The sequence below is a fragment of the Paenibacillus sp. Y568 genome (assembly GCF_059445545.1).
Genome location: NZ_JCAIUM010000007.1, coordinates 82,238 through 97,024, shown reverse-complemented (window position 1 = coordinate 97,024; position 14,787 = coordinate 82,238). Strand labels below are relative to the sequence as shown.

Genomic DNA, 14,787 nt, shown 5'->3' with positions numbered 1-14,787 from the left:
ATCACTTTCTTCGTATCTGTGTCCTCAATTATAAAGGTAATTTATGATTCAATAAAACAACCACATGGGTTATTCATTTAAGAGTGACTTATTCATCATCCCCTCTCTCATTATGTTCAACAGATTGAATTGTCTCCGTAAGTTGGTTTAATGAAATGTCTAACTTATCCAATTTTTCACCTATGGTCTGCAAAATATAGCGAATCAGAATAAAACATAATGTCACCGGAAATCCAACATTCGTTACTAATGAAATCATGTCCGTGATCTCCATAATCCTCAACTCCCTTCTTATCTTTATACTTGATAGGCAATCTTAATTTTAAAATCACAACCAAATCTCTTAAAAAGGTGCTATAATAAACAAGAACACACGTTCTTATTTTGGTTGTGAAACTACGTCTCTATTTTCCCTATAGATAAATAGAAAACACAAATAGAAGGGAGATGTTATTTTGGATACACAACAGAGCATTTTTGAAAGGTACAAGACAGAAGTCTATCGGATTGGATGGAGATTGCAATATCGTGCCAAAATCATTAGAAAACAAGAATGTTCCTTCTATGGAATAGAAGCTGCTACACCCAACAACTTTACAACATCCTCTGATAACAAAGTGTTAGTTCAGCAACTAATCGAACCTTTGCCTCCCTTTGGAAAGATCATACTCTATAAACTGTACATACAAGATCAGACAGAATCGGAAGTCGCTCGTCAACTACAAATGAGTCAACAGGCGGTGAACAAATGGAAACGAAAAATGATACAGAAATTATCCCAGACAGTGAATTCCTAGACTTACTTCAGTTGGCCAAACAAAATGATCCCGATTCTATCCTGCAGCTCATTGAACTGTTTAAAGGGGATATTCTCCGTCTAAGCAAATTCATTCATATGCCGCAAGAAGATGCGGTATCTCAAATCATTGTTGAGTTTATTGAATTCATTAAGAACAGTGATCATTAATCTATTTCTGTAGGAGAAACGAAGACTTTTTATCCCAATGTGGTTGTAAGATACATCTTCGTTTCTCCCTATATATGTAATCCAATAAACTATCCATCTTCATGATACATAAAATTTGAATATGTTGTAGACAATTACAAATTTTATGTGTTAAATTCTTTATCGAAGAGAACTCATATTCATCTTCATCACTAAGAAATAAGAAATAAGGGCTATATGTAATTTAGATGTACTGGTGACAATTCATAAACCTCTAGTATCTTCTAGGTTACCTTTTACATAACCCTAACATTAAAGTGCTCATACTTCGCTGCTTCATTCTCAAAAGTTAAAGCGCTTTAACTTATTGTCACTACGCAGGAAGGAGGCCGTTATACAGTCGAGAACAAGTTGTAGCAATATAAATTTAAAGGAGGCAATTTATGTACACACTGAAATCAAACAAAAGGCTATTGAGATGTATTGGACTCGCTTCACTATGTCTAACTATGGTTGTGACCATACTCGGTACACCTGCTCCATTACAAACCAAAGCCTATGCTGCCGGAGAATTGAAACCGTTCCCTCAGCAAGTTAGCTATCCAGGCATCATTAAGCCTAACCATGTAACCCAAGCAGCTATGAATAGCGCAGTATCAAGTTATTATGACTATTGGAAGTCAAAGTACTTGAAGAATAATTTATCTTCATTACCTGGCGGTTATTATGTAAGAGGCGATATTACCGGTGACGCTGAAGGTTACACACCACTCGGCACTTCAGAAGGCCAAGGTTATGGAATGGTTATTACTGCTCTAATGGCAGGTCACGATTCCAACGCAAGAACCATTTATGATGGTCTGTTCAAAACTGCTAGAGCCTTCAAAAGCTCGGGAAATGCTAATCTAATGGGCTGGGTTGTAGCAGATAGTAGCAGTGCCCAAGGGCATTTCGGCTCAGCGACGGACGGAGATTTGGACATCGCTTACTCTTTGATTCTTGCTGACCGTCAATGGGGATCAACGGGTACTATTAATTATTTAGCAGAAGCCAAAAAAATGATCACTAATGGGATCAAGGCTAGCAACGTGACCACCAACAATAGATTGAATCTTGGAGATTGGGATGAGAAAAGTGCACTGAACACTCGCCCTTCTGATTGGATGCTCTCGCATTTGAGAGCTTTCCATGAAGTTACAGGAGATCAAACATGGTTGGATGTCATCAATAATTTATATTCTGTGTATAGTCAATTCTCAACAACTTACTCAGCTACTACAGGTCTCATCTCTGACTTTGTTGTTAACAATCCTCCTAAACCGGCTCCAACAAATTATTTGGATGAGTTCCCAGAAACTAATGAATACAATTACAATGCAAGTCGCGTTCCATTAAGAATGGTAATGGACTATGCCTTTTACGGTGATACCAGAGGTCGTGATATTGCTGACAAGATGGCGGTATGGATTAAAGGTAAAACAAATGGAAATCCAAGTAGTATCAAAGATGGATATAAATTAAATGGTACAGTAAGTGGAAATGCCTCCTATGCTACAGCCGTATTCGTATCACCGTTCATATCCGCAGCTACGACTAATAGTGCCCACCAAGCATGGGTAAATTCAGGTTGGGATTGGATGAAGAACAAGAAAGAATCCTACTTCAGCGATTCTTACAACATGCTTAACATGCTTTACATTTCAGGTAACTGGTGGAAACCATCGTTCAGCGGTGCGACAGACACACAATCACCTACAGCTCCTACTAACCTAAGTACCACCGTTGTATCCAGCAATCAGATTAACCTAAGCTGGTCAGCTTCAACAGATAATGTTGGAGTCGTTGGATACCAAGTGTTCCGAGGAGGTACTCAAGTCGGTACATCGACGGCTACCAATTTTAATGACACTGGTCTTACTGCTTCTACGGCTTATAGTTACACGGTTAAAGCCATTGATGCTGCGGGTAACCTCTCGGCAAACAGTAACACAGTGACAGCTACAACAAGTGCAAATTCTTCATCAACCAACCTTGCACTGAACAAGACGACTACAGCGAGTTCAATAGAAGCCTCAGGATTTGAAGCTTCCAAAGCAACGGACGGTAATCCATCGACAAGATGGGCAAGTATAGAAGGAAATAATAATGAGTGGATTTATGTGGATCTGGGTACAACCACAAGCGTCAACCGCGTGAAACTAAATTGGGAAGATGCTTACGCTAAAGGTTACAAAATCCAAGTATCCACTGATAGCACCACATGGACAGATGCCTACACAACAACAACCGGCAATGGTGCAATCGATGACATCACATTTACAGCTAAGACCGGAAGATATGTAAGAGTACTTGGCATAACAAGAGGCACTACTTACGGATATTCACTTTATGATTTCGAGGTGTATGGTTCTTAATCAGTAAAGTTAACAAAACCTGACGGAATTGATCCGTCAGGTCTTGTTATATTGAAATCCAGTCATTTGATTCACTCATATTCGGCATACCCTGTATTAAGCTAAACTTGCAGTTGGACGTACAATCATCTCACTTACATCCACATCAGATGGCTGATCGATGGCATATAATATTGCGCGGGCGATAGCCGTCACTGGAATAGAAATTCGTCGATACTCCTTCATAACCTCTCTTGCTTCGTCATCCGAGATACTTTCAGCAAGTTCCGATTCCGTAACACCTGGAGATACCATCGTTACGCGAATGTCACCTCCAACTTCTTGGCGCAGACCTTCTGTGATTGCTCGAACCGCATACTTCTTTCCCTTTAACGTTAGACATTATCATTTGCTCCTTTGAATATCATATTTTCTTCCATTATCGATAGCCAGCCTCTTTTATTGTTCACGATATAGAATCATTCCTGCGTGATAAAGAATTCCCTCACGAAAGTCACCATCAGCCGTGAATCCGGTGTCATCCAAATACGCAATATGATCCCCTTCAACCGTATAACTCCCTTGATAGGCACTTTCCTTGTTCCCACGCGCTTCATCGTAACGCCCATTTGACAGAAGTTCATGACGAATGTATCCATCTTGCGTAACCCACATGCCGACATAAGCATGTATTGCTACATTGTGACTATTCTTCACGTGCTCATCTCCCTCGCCATTAATTTTTTTACTTATTTCGCCGATGCTACTATCTCTTTTCTTCTTGCCTCCTATGGTTGAGCTCATATTCATTATGAAATAATTTGAACTTTAGGAGGTAGCCTGTTAACAGATGATTATTGCCTAATCCTCCAAAAAGAAATAATATGTAGCTATTAAAAGGTGGAAAATGGAGATGCTCTTATGACTAGTGAAGTTATACTCGAAGATCATATGGTCCTGAAGCAAGAGGAATTAGCACAGCACATAGAACATTTCACTCACACAGATGGCACTCATGCTACAGCCATCCCTTCTCTACATTTCATTCGATCTTCCAGATCAGAGACCGTACATTTAATCCATCAACCAGCATTGTGTATGGTCGTAAAAGGAACCAAGCTGGTTATGCTTGCACAGGAGTGCTATCATTATGACCCAGCTCATTATTTAGTTGTCTCCGTACACTTACCCCTTTCTGGGCAAGTCACCTTACTTGTGCCTCAGGTTGGACTTTGATCCGAATCAAATTTTAGACATCATTAAAGATTTCAATCAAATACCGAGTAAACAAGGTGACTCTGGTCGCGGCTTGTTTGTAAGTAAAACGAGCTCCTCTCTTCTGGATGCCGTTTTGCGGTTGGTTCGCCTTTTAGATACGCCGCAGGATATTCCCATCCTTGCACCTCTAGTGATTCGGGAAATATATTATCGGATATTACAAGATGAACAAGGCGATTCCCTTAAACAGTTCGCTATAATGGGTAGCCACGCTCAACGTATCGCAAAAGTCATTGATCTTATCAAGAATGATTTTGCCAAACCACTGCGTATTGATCAATTAGCAATGACAGCCAACATGAGTCCTTCCTCCTTACATCAACATTTCAAAGACATCACCGCAATGAGCCCTTTGCAATATCAGAAACAGATCAGATTACAGGAAGCGCGCCGTCTACTACTTGCTGAGACATCGGAAGCCGCCGATGCTGGATTCCAGGTTGGTTATGAAAGTCCCACTCAATTTAATCGTGAATATGCTCGTATGTTCGGTCTTCCTCCTATAAGTGATATCAAACGTCTTCGCGACTCATTAAGTACAATTCCCGTTTAATTATTTTGTTCGAGATTCTATTCTTACACCTAGGCGGTTTCAATCAAAATCTCTGCACAATAAAAAAACCGCTTACCTATGGGCAAGCGGTTAATTTCTCTGATTATGCGATTAGATTGGTTTAGCATTAGTTATATGAAACACCAGCACCCCCATGTTCAAGGTATTAGAACGAACATATAAAGAGGTATAATCCATTACCGATGTATTAACAGCATAAAAAAGCCGCGGAACACATTAGAATCCTAGTGTTACGCGGCTTGTTACGTTATGAAGATCGGGAGAGCAATCCTAGCGATAGCTTCAAAAAATAAACATGAGCCAAACAAACAGCAGACTTGGCCACCAATGCTTACCCGCCTTCACAAACAACCAACCGAACACCAAAGCAAAAGCAGTTATATATAAACCATCTGCCAGACCATGCATCAAGTGACTAAGTCCCCAAGTCACCATCAAACCCACACCTCCGTAAGGAAGATTAGGCTTTTTAAACCACATTTCTCCGGCACGTTGCATCAAGGCAACTAAGAGCACAACCAGAACGGATTCTACGATATAATATATATTTTGAGTCAAACCAACGAATAATCCCATTGAGCCATAATTACGTGCGAAACTTTGGTATTCATTGTATATCTGTGGTAAGTTCCCATCCATCAACACTGACTCAATCACTGCGAATAAAAAGCTCATTACAACAGCCATGATCAGTAAAGGGACCCCTTTAGAGCTCCATCGTACAGATATCACGCTTTTTAGTTCCCCTTTCTTCCTTAACCATGCAAAAAAAAGTCCGGCTCCAACAGCCCATAATAAGATAACAATACTCCAATGTGTAATAATTACATACCATGGGCTGGCAAAAAAGTCGTCTATCTTCAATAAATTTCCCCACAACCACTGATCCAAAACCATGACTAACATATCCATACCCAATACTAAAAATACAAGTAAACCTAACAAAAAAAATTGTAAAGCAGATATGTCCTCTTGTTCACGCATGGATCACTTTCACCCCTTCTTTTTTACAATCCATATATGACTATAATTCCCAGGTGTCTGATTTCATAATTATGGCACTATTCTATTTCTATTGTCTGTATCAAATTACATAATACATTGCGATTCCCTATGGCTTTCTCTCTAAGGATTACCACACTTAAAATATGTTCTTCACATGGAGTTACGGTTTCTATCTATATATTGGCATATTAAAAACCATTTACTCATAATGAGTAAGCAGTCTGAATCCACGAAGTTCGCCCTTTATCAAGAGGAGCCAATCAATGCAGTACTATATTAGATTGGTTTAGCATGTTCGATCACCCTGATCACTACGCTTCCCTTTTTCCTACCTTTTTCTACATATTGATTAGCCTCAGGGATTTGTTCCAGCGGATAGTATCTATCAATAACCGATTTCAACTTCCCCGTCTCCATCATCTCTTTGAGGAACTGGATATCTTCAATGCGTATTTTAGCCATCCCCTGCCCGTCAACGGTCACGTACGACCCGTTCGGAGTAAGTGCTCTCTTATAATTTGTTTTCGAGATTTTCCCCACGGCATCAAAAATGATATCATAACGTTCACTTCTATTGGTGAAATCCTCTTTCGTATAATCCAAGACCTTATCTGCTCCCAGAGATTTTACCAACTCAAGGTTTGTGGAGCTACATACTGCGGTTACTTCCGCCCCAAAATACTTGGCAAGCTGTATCGCAGAAGTGCCTACAGTTCCAGAAGCACCGTAGATAAGAATTTTATGGCCATTCTGGATATTCGCCTTTTTCAAAAAATACAAAGCAGAAGTCCCTCCGTATAGAACCGAAGCTGCATCCTCATAGGTCACATTTGTCGGCATGATTGCCATCATACCGTCTTCAGGCAAGCAGGTATACTCAGCATGTGCACCGAAATTCATCCCGGTTAACGCAAACACTTTGTCACCTTTCTTATAACGAGTTACATCATTGCCTATAGCTTCTATCTCTCCAGCTAGCTCCACGCCAAGAATAGATTTCCTAGGTCTTGTAAGACCAAGAACTAATCGCATAGGAATCCAGAGCGAGAGCGGACTTCTGAACGTTCGAACTCTAATGTCTCCTGCTTGCACGGTTGTCGCATGAACCTTTACGAGTACCTCATTGCCCTTTGGCGCACATTTTTCCACTTCTTTAAGCTCAAGAACATCGGGTGATCCATATTTTGTGCATACCATTGCTTTCATGGGCTTCCTCCTAGACCTCAATATGCAAATAGTATAGCTTCCTTACCGTATGTCCATATAGATACTAAAGTATGGTTTTTGATGTGTTTATGAAGGGAAGGCTTACAATAATCCCAACGTTCTTGCAATTGCAACAGCTTCAGTGCGCCTTGCGACTTGTAGTTTGTCATAAATATTTCGGTTATGCCCTTTAACTGTTGTCAATGTAATGAAAAGTTGCTCGCTAATCTCACGATTCGATAGTCCTTGGGCAATGAGATGCAAAACTTCTAACTCGCGCCCACTTAGTGGCTCGATTAGGGACTTGTTAGATTGAACTAGTTGATGACCTTTATTGAGTTCACTTTTCATTTTCAGTTCTTCAGCTTCAAATGCAGCCAGCAACTTACCTAGATAGATCTTTGGCATTTTTTCATGATTAACGACTTCGGATAACAATCTATACATCAAAATACCTTCATCGACAAAGATCCGAATAAACCCGCCAGGTTCGGCCATCGTCAGAGCGTCTACTATTGTTTGCGAAGCCTTTAGCTTCTCGCCCTGTGCATGCAGAGCAATAGCCTGTATAACCATTATCTTAAGCCGTTCATCCTTTAATTCCTTTGCTTCCGCCTGTCTTCGTAATGGCTCGAGGACCGACAGGGCTGAGGACGTGTTATCCTGTGCTAGATATACCCGTGCCTGGCTGATCTGCAGATCATACTTCTGCACTAGATGAGCGGCATCCTCTAGATTTCCCAAATGAAGTAATGCAAGTACATGTGCGGCAGCAATATGGGGCATCTGATTCACGAAACTCTCCTGTCGAGCGGATTGATCAGCCTTAGCTAATATCGCGATTGCGCCGCTTATCTCTCCGCGCGCAAGCTGTAGTCTGGCGAGAATCACCTCACCCGCAACGACTCGATCTGTATGTTCAAAATGCTTCGCCAATTGTACGGTCTGTTGACCGTGCTGCATAGCTGCATCCAACTCGTTCCATTCATACAATATACGAGCTAAGCCTAGGTGCGCTTCACAAGCAATCGGCAGCGATGGATTACCAGCCAGATGTAGAACACGACGATAAGATTCTGCCGCCACATCAAGCTGGTTATCAGCTTCCTGTATGTTTCCTAGGCCGAGTGTAGCCATCATGGTGATTGTCATATGCCCCATCATCTGACTGATCGATAATGCTTCGGTATATGCCTTACTGGCCAAGGTGCGATTCCCCTGGAGCTGATAGGCATATCCCAGCGTCCATGTTGTAGCTGTCCGGACAGGTAGGTTGTCTGGATGTAAATTTTCCAGCGCACGACGCGACTCTGTCATAATCGTTCCCGTATCGTGTTTACTGACGGCGAGTGTAGCGCGTATCGAAGCAATATGCCCGATTAGATCTTGCGTCTTATCGTCTTGCTTGGTATTTTGTAGGGCTTTTTCAGCGGATCGTAACTTGTGTTCAACGCCTGTCATTTGACCCACCATTAGTAAGGCAGATGCATACATGATCCACAATGACGGCATTGCGTCTAGTTCCCCATTTGGCAATAAATTCAACCAATTCATGACAGGCGAGATCACTCCACGAAATAACAAGGGCATCTCCCCTCCCTCCATCAGCCGTGCAGCACGCTCAGTATCATTAGCGATAGCAGCATGATGAAAGGCTTCAATCTCCAATCCATTCTCTTCATACCATTTGCTCGCAAGAATATGTAATTCAGCCATTTCCCTCTCACCATCTCCTATATTCGAGGTGATGCTCTGGGGCAGACGTTTCCGCAACAAGTCAGTAAAGAGATGATGATAGCGGTACCATTTCCTCTCATTGTCCATAGGAACGATGAACAAATTAACGTGTTCAAGATATTCCAAGGTTTCTTGCCCTGAAGATGAGGGGGTGAAGTGTTCCCCGACTCCATTGCTAAGAACTGCATCACATAAAGGACCGCATAACCGATCGAGAATAGATGTACGCAATAAAAAAGTCTGTATGTATGCGGGTTGCTGTTGTAGCACTTCTTCAACTAAATAGTCTAGAACAAAATGATGGCTTCCGCTGAAAGATTGGATGAAGCTTGCAGGGTCTTCATGTCCCTGCATGGAAAGTGCCGCTAGTTGCAGACCAGCAATCCAGCCTTCTGTACGGGATTCAAGCAAGCCAATTTCTTCCGATGCAAGGTTTAATCCCATGACCTGGCCCAGAAATTCTGCTGCTTCAGAAGCTGTAAACCGTAACTCTGTGGCGCGTATCTCCGTCAATTGGTCCCGGACTCGTAACCGGGCTATAGGTAAGTTTGGATCTTCACGGGTTATGATGACCAGATGCATCTGTGGCGGCATTCGCTCAATGAGTAAGGTAATAGCTTGGTCAATTAGGCTAGTCTTAATGACGTGGTAATCATCAAGGACAAGTATAAATGGGTATGGCATAGCGTCGATCTCATTGAGTAGGGTTGTAAGAATCGATTCGATGGGTAGTGGCTGAGGGGATTGGAGCAAACCCAATACACCTTCACCCATATCTGTAGCAATTCTCTGTAAAGATGTGTAGAGGTATGTTAGAAAACACGCTGGGTCGTTATCACCTTCATCGATCGATAGCCAAGCGACAGGTCGATCACAACCGGCAAGCCATTCGCTCACTAATGTCGTTTTACCAAAACCAGCGGAAGCAGAGATGATGGTCAGTCTGCGGTGTAGCCCATTGTTTAGACGATCGAATAGTCTTCGGCGAATAACAATCTTTGACCGAGGCGGGGGGATATATAACTTAGTGGATATAATTGGAATATTCATATATGAATTATAATGATCACAGTCCTTTATCGTCAACAAAGAGAGTCGAGATCATAACGACCGATCCCTTTTTTAGGATCAAAATAAACAACGCGTGCTGATCGATTATCAGCACGCGCGTAACTTCATAGCTTTTTTCAACTATTGATACATCTTTTATTCCATACCATGTTCTTTACGAATTTTGTATAAACCTTGGACAAGCAACTCTGATGGGTCCCGGTTCAATTGTAAATGTGTGAACAATAGATGTAATGGGAAAGCGCACACGTTATTTCCTTCTACTATTGAAGGGAATCCAACTTCGAAGACCGGACCGATCTCCTCGTTCCAGGTAAGACCTGCATGTACTTCCTCCGGAGCGAATTCCTCACGTACTTCTTCTATACATTTGGGAACTAATACATTGTCTATGATAGATTTTGCTTCCTCTTCGCTTGATGCCGGTGTTGGAAGAGTTTTACCTCCCTTTGTCTTCATCAATTCATAGAAGAAAGAAGCCATCCAAATAGCCGGATCATCACCTGACTGGAACTTTGCAACCAATTCACGTAGGAAGAACCCACAGGAATACACATCATTCGATTGATCTTGCACATGATACACAAACACCGGACCATAAGCATCTAGATTTAACACTTGCCCTTGGACTTCCTGAAAATGCTTTTTCAAAGATAAGGTGCCGTCAGTGTGAACAGCCTTTAGAAGCTCAATCCTTTTCTCATCCAATACAGGTTCTTGATTATTGTTTACTTCCTCATTTGTTGTCTCATTACTCATATTCATATTCACCTCACTTTCTATCATACCATTCAGTAGCTTGAACGGAAATGATAGAAATAGACAATTGAATAAACAAGTCTTCTTTTCTACTAACATCTTAGCAAAAATCTTAAAACTGTCTTCAATCTTGCCACTTCGGACAGTAACTATGCTAGACTACAGACTAACCAATCCGCCCTTAAAGATAATGGCTGTAGAACGAGCTACCCTTGTCAAATGCACGTGATATCACGATGTAACTTTAGGTATAACCGAAATAAACATAGATATTCGTAAGCGTTATCTTGTAGACCTGTCTAGTCCAAAGTAACACTCCTTCTCTCGTTTCCAGTTCCTTTTCACGCAAATGAATGACTTATTGTTGATTTAAAAAGCAAACGATATAATAACAACGTAAAGGTCGCGAAGAACGCGCCGCTTCTATACAAAGAACACCCTAATGAGTAATGGGGGGCTTTTGTATGGAAGCGGATTTTGTTTATTTATGGGGGCAATACAGAATTGGGTTCACATTATTTATTATAAGGAGGACTAGCACAGTGACACGTTTTACGCAGCAATATGAGGAGTGGTTGCAAGAGAATCTAGATAATGAGGAAAACCCTAGAAGAAGAGAACTGCTTAATAAGGGACTAGGTCATGGAACTGTAGAGTTTCTAAGATCTGTATGGTTTCCGGCTGTCGGTAATTTAAGCCATTTACTTCCCGAATGGGAGGTTCGTGACTTCAGTAATGGTTATCGATATCTTGACCTAGCCTATATGCCAGCAGGTGCAAAGGGAGGTATTGAGATTCAGGGTTATGGACCTCATGCCAGAGATCTTGACGTAAGGCGATTCAAGGATTTATGCCGAAGACATTGCTTGTTAGCACTAGATGGGTGGATATTTCTTCCGATAGCCTATCCTTCTATTGTAGATGAGCCAAAGCAGTGTCAACAACTGGTTCTCTCATTTATTGGGAAGTTCATCGCATTCGACGTTCCTTCAAACTTATCTTGGTTAGAAGCTGAAACCGTTCGGTTTACACGCCGAATTTTACGCCCAATAACCCCTTTGGAACTCGCTGGGCACCTTAGAGTAAGCGACCGACAGACTAGGCGCATATTGCATAAACTGGTCGATTTGCACATACTAGACATCGCAAGCGGTCAACACCGAGCTCGAACCTACAAACTACAATTGTAATCATCAATCTAAGCCTGGGCGGCATAGTGACGTATTCAGCCATGCATAGTTAGATAGAGAATTTGAAATGACCATTTTGTTGACGGAGTGGTAGTAATCTTTTCAGTTGATAGAATGTCAGTAGCTTCGTACTTGAGTCAGGACGAAAAATATAGCGGACAGAGAATCCACTATTTGTGGAAATCAACTGTGTTTCGTGATCAATGTGGACTGAGAATCCGTTATTTATCATTAATAGCCCTGAATTCATTCGATTCATGAATAATAACGGATCTCCTGTCCGCATAAACACTCAAATGAACAAAATCGAACAAATAGCGGAACGTCAGTCCTCTCGATACCCAATAAACCTAATAGTGTATGTGTTATAAGAACTAAATTAGCAACTGTGCTATTAGGGGATTCAACCTCGATAAGTTATACCCCTACAGTTCCAGTTCACCCATGAGATCCTCTATCCTCATCGCTGCGGGTGATGCGCTCATCCTCCATTTCCGGTTACAATAGTCACTGTATGTAACTCCCAGAGCGCGAAAGTAGCATAACATGGCGGCAGTCAAGCACATGCTTCGTAACAGGGTTTCAAGTCGAACGGATACCTTCGAAGACCTGGGTTACCAACTGCTTTACATAGTCATCGTCAACCATATCCCCCGTAACTAGCAAGCGGTAGAAAATCGGCCCATATATGAGGTCTGTGCATAATCCGATATCCAGGTTCTTCTTCAGCTCACCACGACTAACCCCCTGATCCATAATACCCTGCACCTCCAATCGCCTCGGCTGTATATATCGGGTCCGATAGGCCTCTGCTAATGCAGAATCACCCTGCCCTTCCCCAATAATCTCAAGAAAAATGGAACCCTCTCGTGTGTTCATAAACCGGGCCATATTCGTGGCATGTTCTAGAACATTCTGGAATGCCGAACCTGTATCCGGCACAGGAATTCTTGCAGATGCAGCAGATAGGAATCCATCCATCACCACTGCAGCCTTATTTGGCCACCATTTATATATCGTAGCTTTACTGACCTTGGCAAGATTAGCGATTTTTTCTACCGTAACTGCTCCAAACCCAATTTCCAACAATAAATCATAGGAAGCAGAAAGGATCGTTTTTTGCGTTTCAATATTCCGTGGACGCCCTCTTTTCGCTTGCATATGAATCCCCCTTTCTTATATTTCTGTGCCTGACAATTTATATTCTATACGTTCAGTATACATAAAATAATATATTCACAAAAGCCTATTTACAAAACGATACGTTCAGTATATTATTGAGTCAATTACAAAACTAGACGTTCAGTATTTATAGAAGGATTGATTAAGATGAGAAAAGAACAAGAAAATCAAGAAAAACGTATTTCAAGTTGGATGATGGTGCTGTTAGCAGCCGCGTGCGGACTCATCGTCGCTAATCTTTATTACGCTCAGACTATAGTTGGACCTATCCGCAATGCTATTGGCCTTACTTCTACAACAGCAGGATTAATTGTCACAGTTACTCAAATCGGTTATGTTGTCGGGCTGTTGTTCATTGTGCCTCTAAGCGATATCATTGAGAATCGACGTCTCACGATTTTCATGCTTATCGTTGCAGTTGGCGCACTACTAACTGCCGCATTCGCGCCTAATACGTCGTTATTTTTACTTGCATCTTTATTTATTGGAGTTGGATCTGTAGTAGCTCAAATTCTAGTGCCTTTCGTCTCCTATTTAGCGTCTGAAGATCAGCGTGGTCGCGTGGTCGGTAATGTGATGAGCGGCCTCTTATTAGGAATCATGCTTGCGCGGCCATTGGCAAGCTTTATAACTAGTCTTTGGGGCTGGAGAGCCATATTTATTTTATCTGCCATTGTTATCTCTCTATTAACTGTACTGCTATCGTATGTTCTTCCGAAGGCAAGCCTTCTCCTATAGTAAACTACCGAGAACTAATTATTTCTTTAGGCACTATATTAAGACACACACCTGTATTACGACGTCGCGCACTATATCAAGCGTGTTTATTTGGAGCCTTCAGCCTATTTTGGACTGTTGTTCCTTTACATTTGGCTGATCATTTCGGAATGTCCCAGAGAGGTATTGCCTGGTTTGCATTAGTTGGTGTAGGTGGCGCAATTGCCGCTCCGATTGCCGGAAGATTAGCAGATAAGGGCTGGAGCAAAGTGTTAACGGGGCTAGCCATGATTGTTGCCGCATTATCATTTTTGCTCATCCATCTGTTCCACAGCAATTCAACCCTTGCTCTGATTCTTCTCTTTGTATCTGCATTCACACTTGATATGTCCGTTTCGGGTAATCTTGTCATTAGTCAACGTGCGATTTATTCGATGGGAAATGAAGCTAGAGGACGTCTAAAGGGACTGTTTATGGCTATATTCTTTTTAGGTGGAGCCGTCGGATCGGCCTTGGGCACTTGGTCTTATACCCAGGGGGATTGGAAGCTAACATCTCTCATTGGAACCATCTTGCCGCTTTTAGCTTTGGTTTATTTCTTCACCGAGAAAAGAACAATTAAGACAGATACGGATTCGAGAACGCTAGGACAATAAATTCATTCCATGAGATTAGGCTAAACAACACAAAACCACGTCCTATGGGCGTGGTTGATTTTTTTATTATGGT

At 41.7% G+C, this 14,787-nt stretch carries 12 protein-coding genes and 4 pseudogenes; 7 read left to right on the top strand and 9 right to left on the bottom strand.

The features are described 5' to 3' along the window. Positions 1-88: 88 nt before the first annotated feature. Positions 89-274 (bottom strand): hypothetical protein, encoded by a 186-nt coding sequence (locus AC1D7X_RS11755; protein WP_495475277.1) that lies wholly within the window; start codon positions 272-274, stop codon positions 89-91. A gap of 181 nt (positions 275-455) precedes the next feature. Here AC1D7X_RS11755 and AC1D7X_RS11750 point away from each other — a divergent pair, with 181 nt between their 5' ends. The 4 genes and pseudogenes from AC1D7X_RS11750 (at position 456) to AC1D7X_RS11735 (ending at position 3,360) form a co-directional block, all read left to right on the top strand. After that, positions 456-797: a sigma-70 family RNA polymerase sigma factor gene (locus AC1D7X_RS11750; protein WP_495455427.1), complete on the top strand. Its 342-nt coding sequence runs from the start codon at positions 456-458 to the stop codon at positions 795-797. Next, positions 749-967 (top strand): hypothetical protein, encoded by a 219-nt coding sequence (locus AC1D7X_RS11745; protein ID WP_495455426.1) that lies wholly within the window; start codon positions 749-751, stop codon positions 965-967. The genes AC1D7X_RS11750 and AC1D7X_RS11745 overlap by 49 nt, the downstream gene beginning before the upstream one ends. Before the next feature lie 422 nt (positions 968-1,389). Next, positions 1,390-2,667, top strand: a pseudogene (locus tag AC1D7X_RS11740) (family 8 glycosyl hydrolase); the annotation flags it as partial. Continuing rightward, on the top strand, positions 2,644-3,360 hold the full coding sequence (locus tag AC1D7X_RS11735) for a galactose-binding domain-containing protein (RefSeq protein WP_495455680.1): 717 nt from the start codon (positions 2,644-2,646) through the stop codon (positions 3,358-3,360). The pseudogene AC1D7X_RS11740 and the gene AC1D7X_RS11735, both read left to right, overlap by 24 nt. 96 nt (positions 3,361-3,456) lie before the next feature. On the opposite strand, the pseudogene AC1D7X_RS11730 reads toward AC1D7X_RS11735, so the two are convergent. Then, a pseudogene (locus AC1D7X_RS11730) lies at positions 3,457-3,720 on the bottom strand (SDR family oxidoreductase); the annotation flags it as partial. Between the two features lie 78 nt (positions 3,721-3,798). Beyond that, positions 3,799-4,056 (bottom strand): Atu4866 domain-containing protein, encoded by a 258-nt coding sequence (locus AC1D7X_RS11725; RefSeq protein WP_495455679.1) that lies wholly within the window; start codon positions 4,054-4,056, stop codon positions 3,799-3,801. A gap of 204 nt (positions 4,057-4,260) precedes the next feature. Between AC1D7X_RS11725 and AC1D7X_RS11720 the strand changes: the two are divergent. Continuing rightward, positions 4,261-5,170: pseudogene (locus AC1D7X_RS11720) on the top strand (AraC family transcriptional regulator). Between the two features lie 303 nt (positions 5,171-5,473). Here AC1D7X_RS11720 and AC1D7X_RS11715 read toward each other — a convergent pair. The 4 genes from AC1D7X_RS11715 to AC1D7X_RS11700 form a co-directional block, all read right to left on the bottom strand. Then, complete coding sequence (locus AC1D7X_RS11715; protein ID WP_495455423.1) at positions 5,474-6,175, bottom strand: hypothetical protein; 702 nt, start codon at positions 6,173-6,175, stop codon at positions 5,474-5,476. Between the two features lie 297 nt (positions 6,176-6,472). Then, on the bottom strand, positions 6,473-7,402 hold the full coding sequence (locus tag AC1D7X_RS11710) for an NAD(P)-dependent alcohol dehydrogenase (protein WP_495475276.1): 930 nt from the start codon (positions 7,400-7,402) through the stop codon (positions 6,473-6,475). Between the two features lie 102 nt (positions 7,403-7,504). Continuing rightward, positions 7,505-10,189, bottom strand: a complete 2,685-nt coding sequence (locus AC1D7X_RS11705) for a winged helix-turn-helix domain-containing protein (protein ID WP_495475275.1) — start codon at positions 10,187-10,189, stop codon at positions 7,505-7,507. Positions 10,190-10,345: 156 nt separating this feature from the next. Beyond that, positions 10,346-10,969, bottom strand: coding sequence for a hypothetical protein (locus AC1D7X_RS11700; RefSeq protein ID WP_495475274.1), 624 nt, complete (start codon positions 10,967-10,969; stop codon positions 10,346-10,348). Between the two features lie 542 nt (positions 10,970-11,511). On the opposite strand from AC1D7X_RS11700, the gene AC1D7X_RS11695 reads away from it, so the two are divergent. Beyond that, on the top strand, positions 11,512-12,159 hold the full coding sequence (locus AC1D7X_RS11695) for a transcriptional regulator (RefSeq protein ID WP_495475273.1): 648 nt from the start codon (positions 11,512-11,514) through the stop codon (positions 12,157-12,159). A 49-nt stretch (positions 12,160-12,208) separates the two neighbouring features. Here AC1D7X_RS11695 and AC1D7X_RS11690 read toward each other — a convergent pair whose 3' ends face one another. Both AC1D7X_RS11690 and AC1D7X_RS11685 read right to left on the bottom strand, forming a co-directional pair. Continuing rightward, entirely contained in the window at positions 12,209-12,418 is a 210-nt protein-coding gene (locus AC1D7X_RS11690; protein ID WP_495475272.1) for a hypothetical protein, read from the bottom strand. A gap of 323 nt (positions 12,419-12,741) precedes the next feature. Continuing rightward, a complete protein-coding gene (locus AC1D7X_RS11685; protein ID WP_495475271.1) occupies positions 12,742-13,320 on the bottom strand; it encodes a TetR/AcrR family transcriptional regulator in 579 nt (192 codons plus the stop codon). Between the two features lie 168 nt (positions 13,321-13,488). Between AC1D7X_RS11685 and AC1D7X_RS11680 the strand changes: the two are divergent. Next, positions 13,489-14,714: pseudogene (locus AC1D7X_RS11680) on the top strand (MFS transporter). Positions 14,715-14,787: the final 73 nt, after the last annotated feature.

Coding starts and splice junctions, on each gene's coding strand:
- AC1D7X_RS11745 (WP_495455426.1), top strand. CDS start 749: ATGGAAACGAAAAATGATACAGAAATTATCCCAGACAGTGAATTCCTA.
- AC1D7X_RS11700 (WP_495475274.1), bottom strand. CDS start 10,969: ATGAGTAATGAGACAACAAATGAGGAAGTAAACAATAATCAAGAACCT.
- AC1D7X_RS11710 (WP_495475276.1), bottom strand. CDS start 7,402: ATGAAAGCAATGGTATGCACAAAATATGGATCACCCGATGTTCTTGAG.
- AC1D7X_RS11705 (WP_495475275.1), bottom strand. CDS start 10,189: ATGAATATTCCAATTATATCCACTAAGTTATATATCCCCCCGCCTCGG.
- AC1D7X_RS11755 (WP_495475277.1), bottom strand. CDS start 274: ATGGAGATCACGGACATGATTTCATTAGTAACGAATGTTGGATTTCCG.
- AC1D7X_RS11690 (WP_495475272.1), bottom strand. CDS start 12,418: ATGAATCGAATGAATTCAGGGCTATTAATGATAAATAACGGATTCTCA.
- AC1D7X_RS11685 (WP_495475271.1), bottom strand. CDS start 13,320: ATGCAAGCGAAAAGAGGGCGTCCACGGAATATTGAAACGCAAAAAACG.
- AC1D7X_RS11715 (WP_495455423.1), bottom strand. CDS start 6,175: ATGCGTGAACAAGAGGACATATCTGCTTTACAATTTTTTTTGTTAGGT.